Genomic DNA, 21,656 nt, shown 5'->3' with positions numbered 1-21,656 from the left:
CCCTCGCGGGCTTTCCTCCGGGCTTTTCCCTCCGGTCTTGCGTTTCCGACTCTATCAGACCCTTCCGGGCCCGATTCCCGGCCGGACCGGGATCCGCCTTCAAGTTCCGCGCTTCCGCGTTTCCCTTTCCGGCGGTTCCGACTCTACCAGATCCTTTTCCCGTCCCGTTTCCGGACCGGATTTCGAATTCCAGCGACCGTCGAAGTGGTCTTTTGCCTTTCGGCGTCCACTACATTAACCGATTTTCTTGGTGACTCATAATCGAGCCACAGAAACGAATTACGGCATGCCGAATTCGCACCCGTCAGGGTGAGTCGTAGGTAGTGGTTGGCCGCTGCCAGGTGCTCGGATGCGGTCCGATGGACCGTATCGACAGCAGTACCCGTTCAAGCGGCTCGGGCCACACTAGGGGTCCCTCAAGGGTGAGTCAAGTTGCGCGGCGGCGTGGTGCATGGGCCCGGTAGGGACTCACCGTGGGGTCTCCGTCGATCCAGAAGCGCCAGGGGTGTGCGGCCCCGTCACCGCCCACTCCGGTGCGCGGGCCGTTGCGTACCTGGTCACGCGGTGGTGGGGTGCCGTGCAGCACGGAGAGCGGGGCTCCGGGATGAGCGATGGCGTCGGCGCCGTTCAGGGCGCGGTCGATGTCGAGGGCGGTCGCCAGGCGGGCCGGCCCTTTGGCGAGTTCCTTGTCGCTACGGGCCGAGTTCCGACGTTTACGGGCGAGCTCGGCGCCGACCTGGATGTCGCCGGCGCGAAGCAGGACCCCGCTCGCCCTGCCCTCCGGACCGCACACCAGGTTGAGGCAGTGCCACATGCCGTAGGTGAAGTAGACGTACACGTGCCCCGGCGGTCCGAACATGACGCTGTTGCGCGCGGTGCGACCCCTGAAGGCGTGCGAGCCGGGGTCGATCTCTCCGGCGTACGCCTCCACCTCGGTGAGACGGAGCTCGATGGGGCCCTCGGGGGTGGTGCGCACCAGGGTCCTGCCCAGGAGGTCGGGGGCCACGTCCAGTACGGGGCGGTCGAAGAATTCGCGCGTCAGTGGCGTACGGTCCATGCCCTCGATCATGGCGTTCGAGGGTACCGGGAACCGACTACGGTCGTGACGCGTATGTAGTGGGGTCAGGACCAAGGAGGAGTAAACATGGGCTTCAAGCGGCTGCTCGCGAGTCTGGGTGCCGGCGGTGCTTCGGTGGAGACCGAGCTGACCGAGGCCAACGTCGTACCGGGCGGGGTCGTCCAGGGCGAGGTGCGGATCCAGGGCGGGTCCGTCTCCCAGCAGATCGAGGGCCTCTCCGTCGGTCTGCAGGCCCGGGTCGAGGTCGAGGGCCAGGACACCGAGACCAAGCAGGACATCGAGTTCACCAAGCTGCGGCTCGGTGGAGCGTTCGAGGTGCAGGCCGGTGCCGTGCACGTCGTGCCGTTCGGGCTCGAGATCCCCTGGGAGACGCCGATCACGATGTTCGCCGGTCAACACCTGCACGGCATGAACATCGGTGTGACCACGGAGCTGGAGATCGCACGGGCGCTGGACTCGGGCGACCTGGACCCGATCAACGTGCACCCGCTCCCGGCCCAGCAGGCCATCCTCGACGCCTTCGGGCAGCTCGGTTTCGGTTTCCGCAGCGCGGACATGGAGCGCGGCCACATCCGCGGCACCCGGCAGCGGCTGCCGTTCTACCAGGAGATCGAGTTCTTCCCGCCGCAGCAGTACCGCGGGCTGAACCAGGTGGAGCTGTCCTTCGTCGCGGACGAGCGCGAGATGGACGTCGTCCTGGAGATGGACAAGAAGGCGGGGCTCTTCAGCGAGGGCAGCGACTCGTACCGCTCGTTCAAGGTCGGGCTGAACGACTACCAGGGGACCGACTGGGCGGCGTACCTCAACCAGTGGCTCGCCCAGGTCGGCGGTCAGCGCAACTGGCTCTAGGGTCGGTGGGGACCGGCTGACAGCAGTAACAGAGCGATCAGGAGAGGTGCTGACATGACCGAGTCGAAGAGGGCTCCGCTGCCGCACGACTTCCATCCCGAGGTGTCGTCGTTCACGGTGGTGAGCGAGGATCTCGCCCCCGGCGCCGTGCTGGCGGACGCCCAGGTGTTCGCGGGCGGGAACACCTCGCCGCAGCTGCGGTGGGAGGGTTTCCCGGCGGAGACCAAGAGCTTCGCCGTGACCTGTTTCGACCCCGACGCCCCGACAGGCAGCGGATTCTGGCACTGGGTGGTCTTCGACATCCCGGCCTCGGTCACGGAACTGCCGGCCGGTGCGGGCAGCGGGAAGTTCGAAGGGCTGCCCGCCGGTGCCGTACAGGTCCGCAACGACTACGGCTCGAAGGAGTTCGGCGGTGCCGCGCCGCCGGCCGGGGAGAACCACCGCTACGTCTTCACCGTGTACGCGGTCGACACCGAGAGGCTGGGGGTCGACAGCGACGCGACGCCCGCGGCCGTCGGATTCAACCTGCGCTTCCACACGCTGGGCCGCGCCCAGCTGATCGGCGAGTACGCGTCCCCCGCCCAGGAGGCGTGAGCCGAGAGTTTCCCCGCTGTTCGCCCTGTCCTGGTCCCGAAGAGACCGGGACAGGGCATTTTTTATTGCGTTGTCCATCCCGGCCCGCCCGGCCAGAGTTGATCCGGGCCTGCCAGGGGGCGGGCGGCACACGGGAGGTGGGCGAGATGCGGGACACGCTGGTACTGAACGCGAGCTTCGAGCCGCTGTCGACGGTGACGCCGAACCGTGCGGTGGTGCTGATCCTGCAGGACAAGGCCGTCGTCGAGCAGTCGCATCCCGATCTCCGCATGCGTGGCGCCGCCGTGGACATTCCGGTGCCCCGGGTGATCAGGCTCTGCCGGTACGTACGGGTTCCCTTCCGAAGACACGCCCCGTGGTCCAGGAGGGGCGTGCTGGTACGGGACCAGCACCGGTGCGCGTACTGCGGCCGGCGGGCGAGCACCGTCGACCACGTCGTCCCGCGGGCCCAGGGTGGTCAGGACACCTGGCTCAACACGGTGGCCTCCTGTGCCGAGGACAACCACCGCAAGGCGGCCCGGACGCCCGAGCAGGCGGGGATGCCGCTGCTGCGGCAGCCGTTCGTCCCGTCTCCGGCGCAGGCGATGCTGCTGGCGCTGGGGGCCGGTGAGCGGTCGGAGCTGCCGGACTGGCTGGACGGTGCCGCGGCGTAATCGGCGTACGCGTTTCGTCGTAGCGGAAGGCCGTGGCGGCAGGCCGTGGCGGGAGCCCGTCCCCTCGGGGGCGGGCTCCCGCGTGTCAGCGGAGCAGCAGCTGGACGATGGCGACCGTGCCGACCGCGACGATGAGGGTGCGCAGGACGGTGGGGCTGAGGCGGCGGCCCACCTTCGCGCCTATCTGGCCGCCGATCGCGGAGCCGACGGCGATCAGCACGACGGCCGTCCAGTCGAAGTCCGCCACGAAGAGGAAGAAGAGCGCGGCGATGCTGTTGACGATGGCGGCCAGCACGTTCTTGACGGCGTTGAGGCGCTGCATGGTGTCGTCGATCAGCATGCCCATGAGGGAGAGGTAGATGATCCCCTGGGCGGCGGTGAAGTAGCCGCCGTAGACGCTGGCGAGCATCAGGCCGACGAAGAGGAGCGGGCCTCCGTCGGGGCGGGCGGCGGTGCCGTCCTGCTCGCGTCGGCGCTGGACCGCTTTGCTGATGCGTGGTTGCAGGATGACCAGGACGAGGGCCAGGGCCACCAGGATCGGCACGATCGTCTCGAAGGCCGTGGAGGGCAGTGCCAGCAGCAGGACGGCGCCGGTGAGGCCGCCGACGAGGGCGGCGACGGAGAGTCGGAGCACGCGGCGGCGCTGCCCCGTGAGTTCCTTGCGGTAGCCGATGGCGCCGCTGATGGAACCGGGGATCAGACCGAGGGCGTTGGAGACGGTGGCGGTGACCGGTGGCAGGCCGGTGGCGAGCAGCACGGGGAAGGTGATCAGCGTTCCCGAGCCGACGATCGTGTTGATCGCTCCGGCGCTGATGCCCGCGACGAAGACGGCGAGCATCTCCCAGATGTTCATTGCGTGTCCCCCCGTGCAGGATCGGTGCTTGATGCACTGATCATGCACGAGGGTGTGTACACGTCAGTCGCCCGGGGTTCCGTGACGGTTCTCAGTCGACCGGGGGCTCTTCGCGGCGTTCCTTGCCGCTGCCGGTGTCGAATCCGGGGGCGCCGTTGCCGAGGTTGCCGAAGGCGCCGCTGAGGCCCTTGAGCGCGTCGCCGATCTCGCTGGGCACGATCCAGAGCTTGTTGGCGTCGCCCTCGGCAATCTTCGGGAGCATCTGGAGGTACTGGTACGAGAGGAGCTTCTGGTCCGGGTCCCCGGCGTGGATGGACTCGAAGACCGTACGGATGGCCTGGGCCTCACCCTCGGCACGCAGGGCCGACGCCTTGGCCTCACCCTCGGCGCGCAGGATCGCGGACTGCTTCTCGCCCTCCGCGGTGAGGATCGCGGACTGCCGGGTTCCTTCGGCCTGGAGGATCGCGGCGCGCTTGTCCCGGTCGGCGCGCATCTGCTTCTCCATCGAGTCCTGGATGGAGGTGGGAGGCTCGATCGCCTTGAGCTCGACGCGGTTGACGCGGATGCCCCACTTGCCGGTCGCCTCGTCGAGGACTCCGCGGAGGGCGGCGTTGATCTCCTCGCGGGAGGTCAGGGTCCGCTCCAGGTCCATGCCACCGATGATGTTGCGGAGAGTGGTGACGGTGAGCTGCTCGATGGCCTGGATGTAGCTGGCGACCTCGTAGGTCGCGGCCCGCGCGTCGGTCACCTGGTAGTAGATGACGGTGTCGATGTTGACGACCAGGTTGTCCTGGGTGATCACCGGCTGCGGTGGGAACGGCACGACCTGTTCACGGAGGTCGATGCGGTTGCGGATCGAGTCGATGAACGGAACGACGATGTTCAGACCGGCGTTGAGCGTGCGTGTGTAGCGGCCGAAGCGCTCCACGATGGCGGCGCTGGCCTGTGGGATGACCTGGATCGTCTTGATCAGGGCGATGAAGACGAGCACCACCAGAATGATCAGGACGATGATGATCGGTTGCATCGTTCCTCGTTGCCCTTCGGTTGCCGACGGATCGCGATGATCGAGGTCGAGATCGCGGGAGGGGCCGGCTGTCGTGACGGCCCCGGTCTCAATGATGATCTACATCGAGTCTGGCAGAACAGGCCCTGCCGTGTGGGTGGTTCGGTCACATGACGATTGCCGTTGCTCCGTCGATGTCGACGACATCGACCTGTTGTCCCGGGTCGAAGCTCTGTTCCCCGTCGAAGGTGCGGGCGGACCAGATCTCCCCGGCCAGCTTGATCCGGCCCCCGCTGCCGTCGACCCGTTCCAGGACGACGGCCTGACGGCCTTTCAGCGCGTCGATGCCGGTGGAGAGTTGGGGCCGGTCGGTGCGGTGTCTGGCGGCGATCGGGCGGACCACGGCGATGAGCGCCACGGAGACCACGACGCATACCAGTACCTGGGCCACGATGCCGCCGCCGAGGGCCGCGACGACCGCCGCGGCGACCGCTCCGACGGCGAACATGCCGAACTCGGGCATCGCGGTCAGGACGAGCGGGATGCCCAGTCCCACCGCGCCGATCAGCCACCACACCCACGCGTCGATGTCCACCTGGTCATGGTAGGACCGCGAAGGCCCTCACGGACAGGGCACAATCGGGCAGCCGTGGCCCGTTGCGCCCCTCGTGGCCGCGGTGCCACCGCGTCCGTCGTGTTCGTCGTATCCGTTTGTGTCCGTACGCCGCGCCCCGGGCCCGCTCCGGTTGTCGTGCCCGGAGGCCCGTTCCGTGCCGCCCTAGGCGAGCGGCAGGCCGTGGGCCGTGTACCGGTCGCCGGTGTGTTCCACGACGAGCGGCAGGCCGAAGCAGAGGGAGAGGTTGCGGGAGGTCAGCTCGGTCTCCATGGGACCGGCGGCGAGCACCTTGCCCTGGCGGATCATCAGGACGTGCGTGAAGCCGGGGGCGATCTCCTCGACGTGGTGGGTGACCATGATCATGGAGGGGGCGAACGGGTCGCGGGCCAGTCGGCCGAGGCGGCGGACCAGGTCCTCGCGGCCACCGAGGTCGAGTCCCGCCGCCGGTTCGTCGAGGAGCAGCAGTTCGGGGTCGGTCATCATGGCGCGGGCGATCAGGGTGCGCTTGCGCTCGCCCTCGGACAGGGTGCCGAACTTGCGGTCGAGGTACTCGGTCATGCCGAGCCGGTCGAGGAAGGCGCGGGCGCGCTCCTCGTCGACGGCCTCGTAGTTCTCGTGCCAGGTGGCGGTCATGCCGTACGCGGCGGTGAGCACCGTCTGCAGGACGGTCTGGCGGCGGGGCAGCTTCTCGGCCATGGCGACGCCCGCGATGCCGATGCGGGGGCGGAGTTCGAAGACGTCGGTGCCGACGCCGCCGAGCCGTTCGCCGAGGATCTTGGCGGTGCCGGTGGTCGGGAAGAGGTAGCTGGACGCGATGTTGAGGAGAGTGGTCTTGCCCGCGCCGTTCGGGCCGAGGATGACCCAGCGCTCCCCCTCCTTGACCGACCAGGAGACGTCGTCCACGAGAGCGCGTCCGTCGCGGACCACGGATACGTCCACCAGCTCCAGTACATCGCTCATGGCGCGTTGTCTCCCCATGCAGTGTCGAGATCGTCGCGTGCCTGTGGGCACAGCTCCCAGGGAAATCTACGCCACCGCGCGAGTGCTCCCGGCGCTGGGCCCGTGCGACCACGGGCCCCCGGCCGGTTCCCTAGGCTGGTGCCATGCTTTCGGAACCACGCTCAGGGCTGTTGGCCGCTTGGGGAAACGCGCTTCTGGCGGGACTCGTGTCGCCGGACGACGCGGTGCTCGCCATTGTCGGGGAGGACGCGGTGCACCGTGTCGAGGGGCTGCCGGGCGAGGCGGGGCCGGTCGGGCTCACGCTGGCGCTCGGGCGGTTGCGGGGTCTGGGGGTGACGGGGTTCCGGGTGGCGCTTCCGGCGCCCGGCCATCCGCTGGGGCTGAGCGGGCCGCCGGACTTCAACGCGCGGGCGCTGGAGGCCGAGGAGGCGGTGGTGGCCTTCGGGGCGCCGTACGGGCTGGTTCCCGAGGTGCGCGAGGTGGGGCCCGCGGGGGATCTGCACGTCGAGGTGGTGTGGCGGTGTCTGCCGGTGCGGGAGGCGCCGCCGGCCGATGTGCCGTCGCTGGGCGAGGCGGAGCGGGAGCTGGCCGAGGCGTTGCGGGATGCGACGGCGGTGCTGTCGCGGCTGGACGTGGCCGGTTCGGGGCCGGTGGCCGAGGCCGCGGTGGACGCGTACCGGGCGCGGGCGGAGCGGGGGCGCGAGGTGCTGGCCCCGGGGTATCCGCCGCGGGCGGTGCGGGTGCTGGAGCTGGCGCAGCGGGTGGGGCTGCTGATCTCGGTGGCGTACGAGAACGGGCACGGCGGGGCGGTGAGCGCTTCGGAGATCGCGGCCCGGGGCGAGGCGCTGAGGCCGGTGGAGCGGGTGGCCCGGCGGGCGCAGGTCGCCGCGTACAACGCGTATGTGGAAGAGCGGGAGAGACAGCGGGAGCGGTAGTCCGGGGCCGGGTTCTCCGGTGGCCCGGTGTGCTCGGGTGTGTTCGGAGCGGCCCGGTGTGCCACGGGGTACTCGGAGCGGCCCGGCACCCCGGCGCGCCTCGGCGTGTGCCGGGCGGGACTGGGCTCGGGGTGCCGTCGGGCGGACCGGGCCGCCGTACCCGGTCCACCCGACGGCGTACGACCGTGGAGCGGGTCGGTCCGTTCAGCCGGTCGGCCGGGTCAGCCGTTCAGGCCGAGGTTGCCGAAGGCCGGGTTGAGCAGACCGATCACGTTGATCGTGTTGCCGACCACGTTGACCGGGACGTGCACCGGTACCTGGATGGTGTTGCCGCTGACCACCCCCGGGGAGTGGGTGGCGACGCCGTGGGCGCCCGCGCCGTGACCGGTGGCGGAGGCCGCGCCCGCACCGGCGGCGATGATTCCACCGGCGATCACGGTGACGGCAGCTGCCTTCTTCAGGTTCTTCACTTCAGAGTCCTCCTGGTGTGGCTGCGGCAGGCCGCCGCAGCACCCTGGAGAACGCCCCGACTCCGGACAGGTTGCGCCGTCCGGGTGACATACACCCGACAGTATGAATCTCGGCCCGGAGAACAACGGCCCGTTCCGCCGGTGGTCCGCTCCATCGGTGACCGACTTCACCGGTGACCGGCTCCGCCGGTGGTTCAGCTCGCCGCCCCGTGCCGGACGGCCCACAGGGCCGCCTGCGTCCGGTCCGAGAGGTCCAGCTTCATCAGTATGTTCGAGACGTGCGTCTTGACGGTCTTCTCGGAGAGGACCAGCGCCCGTGCGATCTCGCGGTTGGAGCGGCCGTCGGCGATCAGGCCCAGTACTTCCCGCTCCCGTTCGGTGAGGGTGTTCCCCCGGCCCGTCCCTCCGCCCGGTTCCTCCTGGGCGAGCAGGGCCTCCGCGACCTCCGGCTGGAGCAGGACGTGCCCCGCGTGCACGGAGCGGATCGCGCCGGCCAGGGCGTCCGGGTCGACGTCCTTGTACACGTAGCCGGAGGCCCCGGCGCGCAGTGCGGGGACCACGGTGCGCTGCTCGGTGAAGCTGGTGACTATGAGGACCTTGGCCGGGTTCTGGAGCTCGCGCAGGGTACGCAGCGCCTCGATGCCGTCGGTGCCGGGCATCTTGATGTCCATCAGGACGACATCGGGACGGAGCTCCTCGGTCCTGGCCACGCCCTCGGCGCCGTCGGCCGCCTCCCCGACCACCTCTATGTCGTCCTGGATCTCCAGGAACGTACGCAGACCGCGGCGGACCACCTGGTGGTCGTCGACCAGCAGCACCCTGATGATCCGGTCAGCCACCGGGTACCTCCATCTCGATCGTGGTGCCCTTGCCGGGCGCCGATTCAACGGTGAGCCTGCCGCCGACGCCGCCGGCCCGGTCGCGCATCGAAACCAGGCCCAGGTGCCGGCCCGCCTGCCGGGTCGCCGCGGGTTCGAAACCGCTGCCGTCGTCGGTGACCCGCAGCAGTGTGCCGCCGTCGCGCCGGGCCAGGGTGACCGCGACGCGTTCCGCGCCGGAGTGGCGCAGCGCGTTGTGCAGGGCCTCCTGGGCGACCCGGAGCAACGCTTCCTCCTGGGCGGCCGGCAGGGCCCGTACGCCCAGGCTCTCGAAGGTGACCCGGGCCGTGTGGGCCCGGTCCAGTACCTGGATCTGGGTGCGGAGCGTGGCGACGAGTCCGTCCTCGTCGAGCGCGGCGGGGCGCAGCTCGACGACGGCGGCCCGCAGCTCGTCCACGGCTTCGGCGGCGAGCGCGGCGACCTGGTGCAGCTCGCCCTTGGCGCGGGCCGGGTCGCGGTCGACCAGGGTGGCGGCGGCCTGGGCCGTCAGCCGCAGGGAGAAGAGTTTCTGGCTGACCGCGTCGTGCAGCTCGTGGGCGAGCCGGGAGCGCTCCTCGGCGATGGTGAGCTCCCGGCTGCGTTCGTACAGCCGGGCATTGGTGAGGGCGATCGCGGCGTGCTGGGCGAGGATGGCCAGCAGGTCCTCGTCCTCGGCGGTGAAGCCGCAGCTGCCCTCGGGCTTGGGACAGCGCTTGTTGGCGAGGAAGAGCGCACCCATGACCTCGTCGCCGTCCCTGATGGGCAGGCCCAGGAAGTCGGACATGTCGGGGTGGGCGGCGGGCCAGCCCTCGAAGCGGGGGTCCTTGCGGACGTCGGCGAGGCGCTCGGCCTTCGCCTCGTGGAGCATCGCGGCGAGGATGCCGTGCTGTCTGGGCAGGGGGCCGATGGCCTTCCACTGCTCGTCGCTGACGCCGTCGACGACGAACTGGGCGAAGCCGCCGTGGTCGTCGGGAACGCCCAGCGCGGCGTACTCGGCGTCCAGCAGTTCGCGGGCCGAGGCGACGATCGTCTTCAGGACGTCACGCACTTCGAGGTGCCTGCTCATGGCGAGCAGCGCGGCACTCACGGCTGCGAGACCCGATGGCGGGCGATGGCTCATGGCCTCACCGTACCGGCGGGGCGCGCACGCCGTATCGGCCTGTGGACGGCTTCGTATTAGGGCATGGGGACTAGGTCCCGACCTGGGGCAATGCCTCTTCGGGTGTGCGCCGCCCGCCTCTTCGCCCCCGCTCCCCCGTCATGTCCCGCGCGTACGCGCACGCGCGTACGTACGAGGACGGTCCGTGCCGGGATCCGGGCGTTCGTGTGGTGTCCCCGGCGGGGCGTCCGAGGGCGGCCAGCCGCACCCCACAGCCGGAACGTCACATTCCGAGTTGCTGAAGCAACGTTTGGTGAATCTGGGGTGCGTCCGATGTGAGGCCGCACATAGGACCCACATCACTTACGAAGTCGACTAGTGGACACATAAGCACCACATCAGTGGGCATGAGCGCGGTTCCGCGCGGCCGAGCGGGCCGTTGATCCACTACCCGGATTCGTACGTCACATCTTTGCCACCAGATTTTGCCGCCGCTAAGAATTGCTCTCGTCCCCGACGGAGATGCGAAAACGCGCTTCCCGTCTTCGTCCTCCGTGAGGACTTCCGCGATTCGAAGAGGTATGTCTGCATGTCCGTGTCCAGCATCCCCGGCCGTCGCCGTCGCCTGAACAAGGCCCAGAAGCTCTCCGTCGCGGGCATTTCCGCCGCTGCGGTCGCCGCGCTCTCGTTCTCGCTCGTCCCCGCCAACGCCGAGACCAAGACCGAGGCCGAGGCTCCCGTCTCCGCCGCCCCCGTGGTTCTCGCGTCGGCCGCCGGTACCCCGCAGGTCAGGACCGTGCAGGCCAGCATCATCGAGCAGCACTCCACCGCCGAGAAGCTGGTGAAGGCCGCCGACCTCGCCAGGGCCAAGAAGGCCGCCGCCGTCAAGAAGAAGGCGGCCGCCGAGACGAAGGCGGCGGCGGAGGCGAAGGCAGCCGCCAAGGCCGAGGCCAGGGCGAAGGCCGCCGCCCGTGCGAAGGCGAAGGCCTCCGTCGCCGAGCGCACCGAGACGCGGGCCGCCAGCCGCTCCCAGGCCCGCACCCCGGTGTACGCCAACAACCTGGACGGCTGGATCCGGGAGGCCCTGGACGTCATGCGGGCCCACGGCATCCCCGGCTCGTACGAGGGGCTGCACCGCAACATCATGCGCGAGTCGACCGGCAACCCGAACGCGGTCAACGGCTGGGACATCAACGCCCAGAACGGCACCCCGTCCTGCGGTCTGCTGCAGGTCATCCAGCCGACGTTCAACGCGTACCACGTCCCCGGCACCTCGTCGAACATCTACGACCCGGTCGCCAACATCACGGCCGCCGCCAACTACGCGGCCGACAAGTACGGCTCGATCGACAACGTCAACAGCGCGTACTGAGCCGGCGTCCGGACGCCGCACGCACACGCCGAAGGGCGGCACCCCGCGGGGTGCCGCCCTTCGGCGTCCGGTACCGGCGCGTCCGCCCCGGTACCTGTGATCACTTGCGCATGACCTCCGGCTCGTGGCGGCGCAGCAGTCGCGCGACCGCGACGCCGCAGGCGACGCCGAGGAGGAGGAGCACCGTGATGTTGATGCCCCACTGACCGGCCGAGTGTTCCCACAGCGGGTCCAGGTCGGTCGGGTTCTTCGGGTCCCACGGCGCCATGAGGTGCGAGAGGTCGAGCGTGGTGCCCGCGCCGGCGATGGCCCAGCGGGACGGCATCAGCCAGGCGAACTGCTCCAGGCCGGGCGAGCCGAACACCTGGAAGAGGATGCCGGTGAAGACGACCTGGACGATCGCGAACATGACCAGCAGCGGCATGGTCTTCTCGGCGGTCTTCACCAGCGAGGAGATCACCAGGCCGAACATCATCGAGGTGAAGCCGAGCACGATGATCGTCAGGCAGAGCTCGACGGCCGGCGGCATGATCAGGCCCTCTTCGGGCAGCTCGCGGGTGGCGAAGCCGATGCCGCAGATGATGACGCCCTGGATGGCGGTGATCACGCCGAGAACGATCACCTTGGACATCAGGTAGGCGGAGCGGGACAGGCCGGTGGCCCGTTCCCGTTCGTAGATGACGCGTTCCTTGATCAGTTCTCGTACGGAGTTGGCCGCGCCGGAGAAGCACATGCCGACCGCGAGGATCAGCATGATCGTTCCGGCAGCTCCGTTGAACCGGGCCGGCGGCTTCGGCGGGGCCAGGCCGAAGTCGGCCGGGATGACCACGCTGACGACGCCGAGCACCGCGGGCAGGATCACCATCAGGCCCATGAAGCCCTTGTCGGACGCGATCACCGAGATGTAGCGGCGCATCAGCGTCCACAGCTGGGCGGACCAGCTCTGCGGCTTCGGCGGGCGCATCTGCTGCGGGGGCGGCATGTGCACGGACTGCGCGGCGACGGCGTCGATGTCCGCGGCATACATCTGGTAGTGCTGCGAACCGCGCCAGCGGCCCGCCCAGTCGTAGTCGCGGTAGTTCTCGAACGCGGAGAAGACGTCGGCCCAGGTGGTGTAGCCGAAGAAGTTGAGTGCTTCCTCCGGCGGGCCGAAGTAGGCGACGGAACCGCCCGGCGCCATGACGAGCAGCTTGTCGCAGATGGCCAGCTCGGCGACGGAGTGCGTGACGACGAGGACGGTACGGCCGTCGTCGGCCAGGCCGCGCAGCAGCTGCATGACGTCGCGGTCCATGCCCGGGTCGAGGCCGGAGGTCGGCTCGTCCAGGAAGATCAGCGACGGCTTGGTGAGCAGTTCGAGCGCGACGGAGACGCGCTTGCGCTGACCGCCGGAGAGCGAGGTGACCTTCTTGTCCTTGTGGATGTCGAGCTTGAGCTCGGCGAGGACTTCGAGGATCCGGGCCTGGCGCTCGGCCTCGGTGGTGTCCGCGGGGAAGCGGAGCTTGGCCGCGTACTTGAGCGCCTTGATGACGGTGAGCTCCTTGTGCAGGATGTCGTCCTGCGGGACCAGACCGATGCGCTGGCGCAGCTCGGCGAACTGCTTGTAGAGGTTCCGGTTGTCGTAGAGGACGTCGCCCTGGTTGGCGGGCCGGTAGCCGGTGAGCGCCTTGAGCAGGGTGGACTTGCCGGAGCCGGACGGGCCGATGACCGCGACGAGCGACTTCTCCGGGACGCCGAAGGAGACGTCCTTGAGGATCTGCTTCCCGCCGTCGACCGTCACCGTGAGGTGGCGGGCGGAGAAGGAGACCTCACCGGTGTCGACGAACTCTTCCAGCCGGTCGCCGACCAGGCGGAAGGTCGAGTGACCGACGCCGACGATGTCGTTGGGGCCGATGAGCGCGGAGCCGGACTTGGAGAGCGGCTGACCGTTGACGTACGTGCCGTTGTGGGATCCGAGGTCGCGGATCTCGAAGCGGCCGTCGGGGGTCGCGTGGAATTCGGCGTGGTGGCGCGAGACCTGGAGGTCGGAGACGACCAGCTCGTTCTCCAGCGCACGACCGATGCGCATGACGCGGCCGAGGGCCAGTTGGTGGAACGTGGTGGGGCTGCGGTCGCCGTACATCGGCGGGGCCCCTGCGGCACCGCCGACGCCGGGGGTGCCCGCCATGCCCTGCTGGTGCGGAACCTGGGGCTGCTGGGGCTGCACGGGCTGCTGGGGCTGCACGGGCTGCTGGGGCTGCCCCTGAGGGGCCTGCTGCCAGCCCTGCTGCTGCGGAGCGGGGCCCTGCGGGGCGGGCCAGCCGGCGCCACCCTGCTGCGGCGGCTGCTGCTGCGGAGCGCCCGCGCCCTGACCGTTGTACGCGGCGCCCGCCGGGGCGGCGAGGCTCAGCAGCGGCCCGTCGGTGGCGTTGCCGAGATGCACGGCGGAGCCGGGACCGATCTCCTGCTGCTGGATCCGGTGGCCCCGCACATAGGTGCCGTTGGTGCTGCCGTGGTCCTCGATGAACCAGCTACGGCCGTTCCAGCTGATCGTGGCATGCCGCCACGAGACCCTGGCGTCCTCGATCGTCAGGTCGCCCTGCGGATCGCGCCCGAGGGTGTACGACCTGGACGGATCGAGCGTCCAGGTCCTTCCATTCAATTCCAGTACGAGTTCCGGCACTCCGCGCCCCACTAGTTGTCCCCCGAGTTACCCCCATCACAGGGAGCCTAGGGATGCTGAACATCGTGGGGAACTATTCCAGGAGCGGTCCCGGATACGAAAGTCGGACGGGGTGAAGACCCTGCCGAGACCTGCATCGTTACGGTGTCGGCACGAAAAATTGAGGACAGGGGTCATAATTCGCCACGATTGATGACAAGCCGTCCGCGAACTGCTTGAACATGGGCATTCACTTCCGTTTCCCGCCCGGCCATGGGTGGGCCCGGCCGTACGCGCTCCGTCATCGCACGAGTACGCGCCCCGGTCACCCCGCGTCCACGCGTCTGTCACCCGGCGTTTCGGAAAGCGCCTCGCCCCGGCCGTCCGCGCCCTCCGCCCGGTCCCCGGTCCGGGCGGGGCACGGGGCCGACGCACTGTCCGGTCCTCGGGACGGACCTCCGGTGCCACGGGAGGGACCGATACGGTGGAAGCACCATGAGCGCATCTCAGCCCCCTCAGTCCTCCCGGTCTCCTGAGCCCTCCGAGCCCCTCTGGGGCGCGGACACACCCACCCTTCTCGTGAAGATCTTCGGGAAGGACCGTCCCGGCATCACCGCCGGGCTCTTCGACACCCTCGCCGCCTACTCGGTGGACGTGGTCGACATCGAGCAGGTCGTCACCCGTGGCCGCATCGTCCTGTGTGCGCTGGTCACCACCCCGGCCGCGGGCGGTACCACCGAGGGCGACCTGCGGGCGACCGTGCACAGCTGGGCCGAGTCGCTGAAGCTCCAGGCCGAGATCATCTCCGGTACGGGCGACAACCGGCCGCGCGGCTACGGGCGTTCCCACGTGACGGTGCTCGGGCACCCGCTGACCGCGGAGTCCACCGCCGCCATAGCGGCCACGATCACCTCCACCGGCGGCAACATCGACCGCATCTTCCGGCTGGCCAAGTACCCGGTCACGGCGGTCGAGTTCGCGGTCTCGGGCACCGGTACCGCGGAGCTGCGGACGGCCCTGGCCACGGAGGCGGCCGGGATCGGCGTCGACGTGGCGGTGGTGTCCGCCGGGCTGAGCCGCCGGGCGCAGCGGCTGGTCGTCATGGACGTCGACTCGACGCTGATCCAGGACGAGGTCATCGAGCTCTTCGCCGCCCACGCGGGCTGCGAGGACAAGGTGGCCGAGGTGACCGAGCAGGCGATGCGCGGCGAACTCGACTTCGAGCAGTCGCTGCACGCCCGGGTGGCGCTGCTGGCGGGGCTCGACGCGTCGGTGGTGGACAAGGTGCGCGCCGAGGTGCGGCTGACGCCGGGCGCGCGCACCCTGATCCGTACGCTGAAGCGGCTCGGCTACCAAGTGGGCGTGGTCTCCGGCGGGTTCACCCAGGTCACCGACGATCTGAAGGAACGGCTCGGGCTCGACTTCGCCTCCGCCAACACGCTGGAAATGGTCGACGGGAAGTTCACCGGGCGGGTCGTCGGCGACATCGTCGACCGGGCGGGCAAGGCCCGGCTGCTGCGCAGTTTCGCCAAGCAGGCCGGGGTGCCGCTGGCGCAGACCGTGGCGATCGGTGACGGTGCCAACGACCTGGACATGCTGAACACGGCCGGTCTCGGGGTGGCCTTCAACGCCAAGCCGGTGGTCCGCGAGGCCGCGCACACCGCGGTGAACGTGCCGTTTCTGGACACCGTGCTGTATCTGCTCGGCATCACCCGCGAGGAGGTCGAGGCCGCCGACGGCCTCGTCGACTGACGCGTTCCTGTACGACGCCTCCGTAGGAACGTTCCTGCGACGGCGTCCGCCGTGACGACGTCCCCGCGTGACGGCATCTCCATGACGATGTCCTCGCGCGACGGCGTCCCCGTGAAGACGCCCCCGTACGGAGAGTCCCTCGTCACGGGAAGGGCCCCGGTGCGAGATCACCGGGGCCCTTTCAGATGTCCGTACTGTTCTTCCGCCCGCGCACTGGTGCGGGCCCGCTGCCGCCTCGGGGCGGCCGGAGCGGTCCGGCGTGCGCGCGGGGTCAGTCGTTGGGCGTCCAGTACTCGACCAGCTTGCCCACTCCGTGCTCCACACCCTTCCAGGAGCCGGTGAACTCGACGACGGCGAACGCGGCGGTCGGGAAGCCGCCCCGGGACATCCGGGCCAGGGCGTCGCCCTCGGCGGAGCCCGAGAGGATGTCGGCGACCGCGTGCATGCCGGGGTTGTGGCCGATGACGAGGAGGTCGCGCACGTCCTCGGGGGTCTCGTTGATCAGGGCGATGAGCTCACCGGGGGACGCCTCGTACAGCCGCTCCTCGTACACGGTCTTCGGGCGGTGCGGCATTTCCTGCACGGCCAGCTTCCATGTCTCGCGGGTCCTGGCCGCGGTGGAGCAGAGAGCCAGATCGAGGACGATCCCGGAGTCGACGAGTTTGCGGCCTGCGACGGGGGCGTCCTTGCGGCCGCGCTCCGCGAGGGGCCGTTCGTGGTCGGAGTCCTGCGACCATTCCGCCTTTGCATGCCTGAGAAGGACGATCCTGCGAGGTGTATCGACGCTCATACACCTCAGCTTCGCACGAAATGAGCTGCCCGGCGCAGGGTGTTGACGGGCTCGCGCGACGGGCGCGGGCGGCCTCGGCCGGCCGCCGGGCCACGCGGGGACGGCGTCAGCCGGTCACCAGGGCCATGACACGTGCGAGGAGTCGGCCGATCGCGGGGTCGGTGGTCGCGGCGTGCGCGTCGCCGGTTCCGACGATCAGCAGCATCAGCGCGGCGAACGCGACCGCGGGCAGCGCGACGGCCCACCACGGCAGCCGGACCTCGATGGCGCCCGTGGCCGGGCGGGTGGTCCGGGGGTGCGTACGGGCCGACATGTCCGCCTCCGTGGGGGCCTCGGTGCTGAATCCGGGGGTCATCGGTTCTGATACCGAGAAACCTACGGAGCCGCGGGCGCCGTTCCCATCCGGTGACCCACCCACTTCACCCTGACCCCAGCCCCCTAGGGGATGGTGGGGCAGGCCCCACCCCCGGCGGTGCCGCCGGGCCGGATCAGGGGGAGGCGATCGAGGCGACCACCGCGACCACCACGGTGATCAACAGCATCGCCCCGAGCACGAGGAGGAGCTTCTTCTGACCGTTCTGGGGATTCGGGTCGAGCACAGGAGACATGGGCCCAGTCTCCCACCTCAGCATTCGTCCTCGATCGTCCGGTCCCGGCCGGCCAGGACCCCGACCGCCATCTGGGGCACCATGAGGCCGGCCATCAGCGCGATCGGCACCTCCCAGCCGCCGGTGTGCTGGTAGAGCACACCGATCAGCAGCGGCCCGGGGATCGAGATCAGGTAGCCGACGGACTGCGCGAAGGCGGACAGCCGCACGACTCCGGCCCCGGTGCGCGAGCGCATGCCGATCATCGTCAGGGCGAGCGGGAAGGAGCAGTTCGAGATGCCCAGGAGCAGCGCCCAGGCCCAGGCACCGGCGGCCGGTGCGAAGTAGAGGCCCGCGTATCCGGCGAGGCCGCAGCTGCCGAGGAACAGGACGATCGGTCCCTGGTTCCGCATCCGGGAGGCGACCTTCGGGATGACGAACGCGAGGGGCACCCCCATCGCCATGGTCACGGCGAGCAGAACACCCGCGGTCCCGGCCGAGACCCCCGCGTCGCGGAAGATCTGCGGCATCCACCCCATGGTGATGTAGGCGGCGGTGGCCTGCAGGCCGAAGAAGCAGGCGAGGGCCCAGGCGGTGCGGCTGCGGGTGATTCGGAGGACCGGGGCGTCCTGCCCGTGGGCGGCGGGCCGGACCGAGGTGCCGCGCCGGTCCCGCACCACCGGGAGCCAGGGCAGGATCGCGGCGGCGGCGAGCACGGCCCAGACACCGAGGCCGAGCCGCCAGCCGCCGCCCAGTGCGCTGGTCATGGGCACGGTCACGGCGGCGGCGAGCGAGGTACCGAGGGCCAGGGCCATCGAGTAGAGCCCGGTCATGGAGCCGACGCGGTCCGGGAACCAGTGCTTGACGATCACCGGCATCAGGACGTTGCTGACGGCGATGCCCATGAGGGCCAGGGCGCTCGCGGCGAGGAAGCCCGCGGTACCGCCCACGAGGGGGCGGATCACCAGGCCGGCCGTGATGGCGATCATTCCGGCGCAGACGACGGCGCCCGGTCCGAAGCGGCGGGCGAGGCGGGGCGCCATGATGCCGAAGACCGCGAAGCAGAGCGGCGGCACGGAGGTGAGGACACCGGCCACGCTGCCGCTCATGTGCAGGCCGTCCCGCACCTCTTCGAGGAGGGCGCCGAGGCTGGTGATGGCGGGGCGGAGGTTGAGGGCGGTGAGGACCAGCCCGACGGCGACCAGCCGGAGCAGCCAGGGCGAGGGCCCGGCAGCGGTCGGGGCCGCCCGCAGGCCCTGCGCGGCGCGCGGAGCCGGGGCGTCCGTGGGGGCTTCCGCCGTGGCGGCGGGGCTGAGGGCCCGCGTCTGGGGCTGGTTCTCGTCGGACATGACTCCATCATAGAATCATGGGATGATTGATTGTCCAATCCTCTGAGAACGTTCGAGGGCCCTCCGGGACCGCTAGTGCTGTGGCCGGGAAGGTTTGCCGGCCACAGCACTAGGCGTCCGCGGGACGACATGGACCGCCGCGCCCCTCGGACACCTTGAGCGAGCCGCGCGCGTTGAACGAGTTGAACGCCCGGAGCGCCTCGAACGGCCCCGCCCCCGTCCGCCCCGTACCCCCGCAACCCGACCAAGGAGCACCATGACGCTGACGTCCCCGCGGCGTTCGGCACTCGCCGACCAGGTGATTGCCCAGCTGAGGAATCAGATCACCTCCGGCGAATGGCCCGTGGGTTCACGGATTCCCACCGAGCCCGAGCTGGTGGAGCAGCTGGGGGTGGCCCGCAACACCGTCCGGGAAGCGGTGCGCGCCCTGGCGCACAACGGTCTGCTCGACATCCGGCAGGGCTCGGGCACCTATGTCGTCGCCACCAGCGAGCTGGCCGGGGTGATGCACCGCCGCTTCGCCTCCGCCGATCCCCGTCATGTCGCCGAGCTGCGCTCCACCCTGGAGTCGTCGGCGGCACGGCTGGCCGCCGCCCGGCGCACCGAGCGGGATCTGAAGCAGCTGGACGCGCTCATGGCGCGGCGGGAGGAGACCTGGGCCGCGGGGGATGCCGAGGCATTCGTCGAGGCGGACGCGACGCTGCACCTGGCCGTGGTCGCCGCCTCGCACAACGACGTACTGACGGGTCTCTACGCCGACCTGGGCGATCTGCTGCGCGACTACCTCCGGGGCGACATCGGCCACGAGCTGCGGCCGGAGAACCACATGGACCACAGCAGGCTGGTCGAGGCGATCCGGGCGGGGGACGCGGAGACGGCGGCCGCCGAGGCCGCGGGGCATGCGTTGAGCTGCCAGGTGGACCGGGTCTGACGCATGCGTTGAGCTGCCGGGCGGACCGGGTCCGACGCATGCGTTCAGCTGCCGGGCGGACCGGGTCCGACGGGCCGCCCCGCAGGGTTTCTCGCGGTCGACGCGCCAGGGGATCGCCGTGCCGTCGGCGCCCGGGGGCCACACGCGCCGCCGGCGCCGTACGTCGCACACCGGGCCCTCGCGCCGTCGATGCCCGCGGGGGGTGCTCAGAGCATGTCCTGCTGTACGCGGTGCGTGATCCAGACGGCGCCTATCTCCTTCCAACAGCGGTCGTCCAGGCGTACGGTCCGCCCCGGGGCCACGTCGACCGGGGCCGCGTCGGCATCGATGTCCCACCAGCGGCGGCACTCGGTGTGCAGTTGCACGCGGTCGGTGGAGGGGTACGGGTTGTGGCAGTAGGCGACGACCCGGGAGCCCCGGATCGAGGTACGGCATTCGGCTCCGGCGGGTTCCGGGCCGGTGGCGGCGGGGGCCGGGGCCCCGGCCCCGACCCGGCCCGCCATGGATATCCCCATCGGGACGGCCAGTGCGGCCACGGCTACGGAGGCCGTCAGCAGGGCCCAGGTCCGGCGACGTGTGGAGCGCATGGCGTCCTCCCTCCCCCGCAGCCCGACCAGAAGTCCGGTTCACCACATTCTGCGGCGGATCGGCCTTCTTTTCGACTTGAGCGCTCCGGGGCCGGGCGCAGACGCACGACGGCCGCGTACCACCTGGTCGAGGGCGGTACGCGGCCGGGTCACAGCCCGTGGTGCGGGATCAGGCACCCATCATGTGCACGCCACCGTCGACGTGGATGATCTCGCCCGTGGTCTTCGGGAAGAAGTCCGAGAGCAGGGCGACGACACCGCGTCCTGCCGGCTCCGGGTCCGTCATGTCCCAGGACAGCGGGGAGCGGGTGTTCCACACGTCCGCGAGCTCGATGAAGCCCGGGATGGACTTCGCGGCCATGGAGCCGATCGGTCCGGCGGAGATCAGGTTGCAGCGGATGTCGTCCTTGCCCAGGTCACGGGCGAGGTAACGGGAGGTGGCCTCCAGCGCGGCCTTGGCCGGGCCCATCCAGTCGTACTGCGGCCAGGCGTACTGCGCGTCGAAGGTGAGGCCGACGATCGAGCCGCCGTCGGTCATCAGCGGCTTGCAGGCCATGGCGAGCGCCTTCAGCGAGAACGCCGAGACGTGCATCGCCGTGGCGACGGACTCGAACGGGGTGTTCAGGAAGTTGCCGCCGAGCGCGTCCTGCGGCGCGAAGCCGATGGAGTGGACGACGCCGTCGAGCGAGCCGAGCTCGTCGCGGACCAGGCCGGCGAGGCGGTCCAGGTGCTCGGTGTCGGTCACGTCCAGCTCGATGACCTTGGCCGGCTTCGGCAGCTTCTTGGCGATGCGCTCGGTCAGGGTGGGCCGGGGGAAGGCGGTCAGGATGATCTCGGCGCCCTGCTCCTGCGCCACCTTGGCGGTGTGGAAGGCGATGGACGACTCCATCAGCACACCGGTGACGAGGATGCGCTTGCCGTCGAGGATTCCGCTCATGGTGATCAGTGACCCATGCCCAATCCGCCGTCAACGGGGATGACGGCTCCAGTGATGTACGACGCGTCGTCGGAGGCGAGGAAGCGCACCGCGGCGGCGATCTCCTCGGGCTGCGCGTAGCGGCCGAGCGGCACCTGGGACACGATGCCCTTGCGCTGCTCCTCGGTGAGCACCTGGGTCATGTCGGTGTCGACGAAACCGGGTGCGACGACGTTGAAGGTGATGTTCCGCGAGCCGAGTTCGCGGGCCAGCGACCGGGCGAAACCGACCAGACCCGCCTTGGAGGCGGCGTAGTTCGCCTGCCCGGCGGAGCCGAGGAGCCCGACGACGGAGGAGATGAGGACGACGCGGCCCTTCTTGGCGCGCAGCATGCCGCGGTTGGCACGCTTGACGACCCGGAAGGTGCCGGTGAGGTTGGTGTCGACCACGGACGTGAAGTCCTCCTCCGACATCCGCATCAGCAACTGGTCCTTGGTGATACCGGCGTTGGCGACCAGTACCTCGACGGGACCGTGCTTCTCCTCGATCTCCTTGTAGGCCTGCTCCACCTGTTCGGCGTCCGTGATGTCGCAACGGACCGCCAGGCAGCCCGCTTCGGTGAGGACTTGGGGCGGCTCGCCGGAGCGATAGGTGATCGCGACCTTGTCGCCGTTGTCGGCGAAGGCTCGGGCGATGGCGAGGCCGATGCCCCGGTTTCCTCCGGTGACGAGAACCGAGCGGCTCAACGGATCACCCTTTCGATA

General features: G+C 70.1%; 23 protein-coding genes. 7 read left to right on the top strand and 16 right to left on the bottom strand.

Annotation, left to right across the window (positions count from 1 at the left end):
• Positions 1 to 427 precede the first annotated feature (427 nt).
• Positions 428 to 1,069, bottom strand: a complete 642-nt coding sequence (locus tag ACWCXX_RS12145) for a DNA-3-methyladenine glycosylase (RefSeq protein WP_451126229.1) — start codon at positions 1,067 to 1,069, stop codon at positions 428 to 430.
• Positions 1,070 to 1,144: 75 nt separating this feature from the next.
• Here ACWCXX_RS12145 and ACWCXX_RS12140 point away from each other — a divergent pair, with 75 nt between their 5' ends.
• The 3 genes from ACWCXX_RS12140 (at position 1,145) to ACWCXX_RS12130 (ending at position 3,174) form a co-directional block, all read left to right on the top strand.
• Complete coding sequence (locus ACWCXX_RS12140) at positions 1,145 to 1,927, top strand: sporulation protein (RefSeq protein WP_451126228.1); 783 nt, start codon at positions 1,145 to 1,147, stop codon at positions 1,925 to 1,927.
• Between the two features lie 54 nt (positions 1,928 to 1,981).
• A complete protein-coding gene (locus ACWCXX_RS12135; protein WP_451126227.1) occupies positions 1,982 to 2,521 on the top strand; it encodes a YbhB/YbcL family Raf kinase inhibitor-like protein in 540 nt (179 codons plus the stop codon).
• Positions 2,522 to 2,667: 146 nt separating this feature from the next.
• Positions 2,668 to 3,174 carry an HNH endonuclease gene (locus ACWCXX_RS12130; RefSeq protein ID WP_451126226.1) on the top strand — a complete coding sequence of 169 codons (507 nt, stop codon included), beginning with the start codon at positions 2,668 to 2,670 and terminating at the stop codon, positions 3,172 to 3,174.
• An 85-nt stretch (positions 3,175 to 3,259) separates the two neighbouring features.
• On the opposite strand, the gene ACWCXX_RS12125 is transcribed toward ACWCXX_RS12130, so the two are convergent.
• The 4 genes from ACWCXX_RS12125 to ACWCXX_RS12110 form a co-directional block, all read right to left on the bottom strand.
• On the bottom strand, positions 3,260 to 4,027 hold the full coding sequence (locus ACWCXX_RS12125; RefSeq protein WP_451126225.1) for a sulfite exporter TauE/SafE family protein: 768 nt from the start codon (positions 4,025 to 4,027) through the stop codon (positions 3,260 to 3,262).
• A gap of 91 nt (positions 4,028 to 4,118) precedes the next feature.
• Positions 4,119 to 5,054, bottom strand: coding sequence for an SPFH domain-containing protein (locus tag ACWCXX_RS12120; protein ID WP_451126224.1), 936 nt, complete (start codon positions 5,052 to 5,054; stop codon positions 4,119 to 4,121).
• A 145-nt stretch (positions 5,055 to 5,199) separates the two neighbouring features.
• Positions 5,200 to 5,628, bottom strand: a complete 429-nt coding sequence (locus tag ACWCXX_RS12115) for an NfeD family protein (protein WP_451126223.1) — start codon at positions 5,626 to 5,628, stop codon at positions 5,200 to 5,202.
• A 183-nt stretch (positions 5,629 to 5,811) separates the two neighbouring features.
• The gene (locus tag ACWCXX_RS12110; RefSeq protein ID WP_451126222.1) at positions 5,812 to 6,609 is read right to left on the bottom strand and encodes an ABC transporter ATP-binding protein; all 798 of its coding nucleotides are present in this window, start codon (positions 6,607 to 6,609) and stop codon (positions 5,812 to 5,814) included.
• A 143-nt stretch (positions 6,610 to 6,752) separates the two neighbouring features.
• Here ACWCXX_RS12110 and ACWCXX_RS12105 point away from each other — a divergent pair, with 143 nt between their 5' ends.
• Positions 6,753 to 7,544, top strand: a complete 792-nt coding sequence (locus tag ACWCXX_RS12105) for a hypothetical protein (protein ID WP_451126221.1) — start codon at positions 6,753 to 6,755, stop codon at positions 7,542 to 7,544.
• A 221-nt stretch (positions 7,545 to 7,765) separates the two neighbouring features.
• Here ACWCXX_RS12105 and ACWCXX_RS12100 read toward each other — a convergent pair whose 3' ends face one another.
• From ACWCXX_RS12100 to ACWCXX_RS12090, 3 genes are all read right to left on the bottom strand, one after another.
• On the bottom strand, positions 7,766 to 8,014 hold the full coding sequence (locus ACWCXX_RS12100; RefSeq protein ID WP_451126220.1) for a chaplin: 249 nt from the start codon (positions 8,012 to 8,014) through the stop codon (positions 7,766 to 7,768).
• 194 nt (positions 8,015 to 8,208) lie between these two features.
• Positions 8,209 to 8,853, bottom strand: coding sequence for a response regulator (locus tag ACWCXX_RS12095; RefSeq protein ID WP_451126219.1), 645 nt, complete (start codon positions 8,851 to 8,853; stop codon positions 8,209 to 8,211).
• On the bottom strand, positions 8,846 to 9,991 hold the full coding sequence (locus tag ACWCXX_RS12090; RefSeq protein ID WP_451126218.1) for a GAF domain-containing sensor histidine kinase: 1,146 nt from the start codon (positions 9,989 to 9,991) through the stop codon (positions 8,846 to 8,848). Before ACWCXX_RS12090 ends, ACWCXX_RS12095 begins: the two co-directional genes overlap by 8 nt.
• Before the next feature lie 568 nt (positions 9,992 to 10,559).
• On the opposite strand from ACWCXX_RS12090, the gene ACWCXX_RS12085 reads away from it, so the two are divergent.
• Entirely contained in the window at positions 10,560 to 11,342 is a 783-nt protein-coding gene (locus ACWCXX_RS12085; RefSeq protein ID WP_451126217.1) for a transglycosylase SLT domain-containing protein, read from the top strand.
• A 100-nt stretch (positions 11,343 to 11,442) separates the two neighbouring features.
• Here ACWCXX_RS12085 and ACWCXX_RS12080 read toward each other — a convergent pair whose 3' ends face one another.
• A complete protein-coding gene (locus tag ACWCXX_RS12080; RefSeq protein WP_451126216.1) occupies positions 11,443 to 14,013 on the bottom strand; it encodes an FHA domain-containing protein in 2,571 nt (856 codons plus the stop codon).
• Between the two features lie 462 nt (positions 14,014 to 14,475).
• On the opposite strand from ACWCXX_RS12080, the gene serB reads away from it, so the two are divergent.
• Complete coding sequence (gene serB, locus ACWCXX_RS12075) at positions 14,476 to 15,732, top strand: phosphoserine phosphatase SerB (RefSeq protein WP_451126215.1); 1,257 nt, start codon at positions 14,476 to 14,478, stop codon at positions 15,730 to 15,732.
• A gap of 271 nt (positions 15,733 to 16,003) precedes the next feature.
• Here the strand turns inward: serB and ACWCXX_RS12070 are convergent, their stop codons facing one another.
• The 4 genes from ACWCXX_RS12070 to ACWCXX_RS12055 form a co-directional block, all read right to left on the bottom strand.
• The gene (locus tag ACWCXX_RS12070) at positions 16,004 to 16,522 is read right to left on the bottom strand and encodes a SixA phosphatase family protein (protein ID WP_451126214.1); all 519 of its coding nucleotides are present in this window, start codon (positions 16,520 to 16,522) and stop codon (positions 16,004 to 16,006) included.
• A 106-nt stretch (positions 16,523 to 16,628) separates the two neighbouring features.
• Complete coding sequence (locus ACWCXX_RS12065) at positions 16,629 to 16,835, bottom strand: hypothetical protein (RefSeq protein WP_451126240.1); 207 nt, start codon at positions 16,833 to 16,835, stop codon at positions 16,629 to 16,631.
• A 175-nt stretch (positions 16,836 to 17,010) separates the two neighbouring features.
• On the bottom strand, positions 17,011 to 17,121 hold the full coding sequence (locus ACWCXX_RS12060) for an SGM_5486 family transporter-associated protein (RefSeq protein WP_451126239.1): 111 nt from the start codon (positions 17,119 to 17,121) through the stop codon (positions 17,011 to 17,013).
• Positions 17,122 to 17,147: 26 nt separating this feature from the next.
• Positions 17,148 to 18,458, bottom strand: a complete 1,311-nt coding sequence (locus tag ACWCXX_RS12055) for a CynX/NimT family MFS transporter (RefSeq protein ID WP_451126213.1) — start codon at positions 18,456 to 18,458, stop codon at positions 17,148 to 17,150.
• A 256-nt stretch (positions 18,459 to 18,714) separates the two neighbouring features.
• Here ACWCXX_RS12055 and ACWCXX_RS12050 point away from each other — a divergent pair, with 256 nt between their 5' ends.
• Positions 18,715 to 19,389, top strand: coding sequence for a FadR/GntR family transcriptional regulator (locus tag ACWCXX_RS12050; RefSeq protein ID WP_451126212.1), 675 nt, complete (start codon positions 18,715 to 18,717; stop codon positions 19,387 to 19,389).
• Between the two features lie 206 nt (positions 19,390 to 19,595).
• Here the strand turns inward: ACWCXX_RS12050 and ACWCXX_RS12045 are convergent, their stop codons facing one another.
• The 3 genes from ACWCXX_RS12045 to fabG all read right to left on the bottom strand — a co-directional run bounded on the left by ACWCXX_RS12045 (position 19,596) and on the right by fabG (position 21,638).
• Positions 19,596 to 19,976 carry a hypothetical protein gene (locus ACWCXX_RS12045; RefSeq protein ID WP_451126211.1) on the bottom strand — a complete coding sequence of 127 codons (381 nt, stop codon included), beginning with the start codon at positions 19,974 to 19,976 and terminating at the stop codon, positions 19,596 to 19,598.
• Between the two features lie 169 nt (positions 19,977 to 20,145).
• Positions 20,146 to 20,913, bottom strand: coding sequence for an enoyl-ACP reductase FabI (gene fabI / locus ACWCXX_RS12040; RefSeq protein ID WP_451126210.1), 768 nt, complete (start codon positions 20,911 to 20,913; stop codon positions 20,146 to 20,148).
• A 5-nt stretch (positions 20,914 to 20,918) separates the two neighbouring features.
• A complete protein-coding gene (gene fabG, locus ACWCXX_RS12035) occupies positions 20,919 to 21,638 on the bottom strand; it encodes a 3-oxoacyl-[acyl-carrier-protein] reductase (protein ID WP_451126209.1) in 720 nt (239 codons plus the stop codon).
• Positions 21,639 to 21,656: the final 18 nt, after the last annotated feature.

The sequence above is a fragment of the Streptomyces sp. NPDC001732 genome (genome assembly GCF_053596315.1).
Note: the sequence above shows the minus strand (reverse complement) of the source record. Positions and strands in the feature narration are given on the sequence as shown.

What these genes read in the sequence shown, in the direction of transcription:
- ACWCXX_RS12110 (WP_451126222.1), bottom strand. Translation starts at nt 6,609, where the DNA reads ATGAGCGATGTACTGGAGCTGGTGGACGTATCCGTGGTCCGCGACGGA.
- ACWCXX_RS12065 (WP_451126240.1), bottom strand. Translation starts at nt 16,835, where the DNA reads ATGTCGGCCCGTACGCACCCCCGGACCACCCGCCCGGCCACGGGCGCC.
- ACWCXX_RS12050 (WP_451126212.1), top strand. Translation starts at nt 18,715, where the DNA reads ATGACGCTGACGTCCCCGCGGCGTTCGGCACTCGCCGACCAGGTGATT.
- ACWCXX_RS12140 (WP_451126228.1), top strand. Translation starts at nt 1,145, where the DNA reads ATGGGCTTCAAGCGGCTGCTCGCGAGTCTGGGTGCCGGCGGTGCTTCG.
- ACWCXX_RS12105 (WP_451126221.1), top strand. Translation starts at nt 6,753, where the DNA reads ATGCTTTCGGAACCACGCTCAGGGCTGTTGGCCGCTTGGGGAAACGCG.
- ACWCXX_RS12090 (WP_451126218.1), bottom strand. Translation starts at nt 9,991, where the DNA reads ATGAGCCATCGCCCGCCATCGGGTCTCGCAGCCGTGAGTGCCGCGCTG.
- ACWCXX_RS12045 (WP_451126211.1), bottom strand. Translation starts at nt 19,976, where the DNA reads ATGCGCTCCACACGTCGCCGGACCTGGGCCCTGCTGACGGCCTCCGTA.
- ACWCXX_RS12130 (WP_451126226.1), top strand. Translation starts at nt 2,668, where the DNA reads ATGCGGGACACGCTGGTACTGAACGCGAGCTTCGAGCCGCTGTCGACG.
- ACWCXX_RS12120 (WP_451126224.1), bottom strand. Translation starts at nt 5,054, where the DNA reads ATGCAACCGATCATCATCGTCCTGATCATTCTGGTGGTGCTCGTCTTC.
- ACWCXX_RS12135 (WP_451126227.1), top strand. Translation starts at nt 1,982, where the DNA reads ATGACCGAGTCGAAGAGGGCTCCGCTGCCGCACGACTTCCATCCCGAG.
- ACWCXX_RS12070 (WP_451126214.1), bottom strand. Translation starts at nt 16,522, where the DNA reads ATGAGCGTCGATACACCTCGCAGGATCGTCCTTCTCAGGCATGCAAAG.
- ACWCXX_RS12085 (WP_451126217.1), top strand. Translation starts at nt 10,560, where the DNA reads ATGTCCGTGTCCAGCATCCCCGGCCGTCGCCGTCGCCTGAACAAGGCC.
- ACWCXX_RS12145 (WP_451126229.1), bottom strand. Translation starts at nt 1,069, where the DNA reads ATGATCGAGGGCATGGACCGTACGCCACTGACGCGCGAATTCTTCGAC.
- ACWCXX_RS12125 (WP_451126225.1), bottom strand. Translation starts at nt 4,027, where the DNA reads ATGAACATCTGGGAGATGCTCGCCGTCTTCGTCGCGGGCATCAGCGCC.
- serB (WP_451126215.1), top strand. Translation starts at nt 14,476, where the DNA reads ATGAGCGCATCTCAGCCCCCTCAGTCCTCCCGGTCTCCTGAGCCCTCC.
- ACWCXX_RS12055 (WP_451126213.1), bottom strand. Translation starts at nt 18,458, where the DNA reads ATGTCCGACGAGAACCAGCCCCAGACGCGGGCCCTCAGCCCCGCCGCC.
- fabI (WP_451126210.1), bottom strand. Translation starts at nt 20,913, where the DNA reads ATGAGCGGAATCCTCGACGGCAAGCGCATCCTCGTCACCGGTGTGCTG.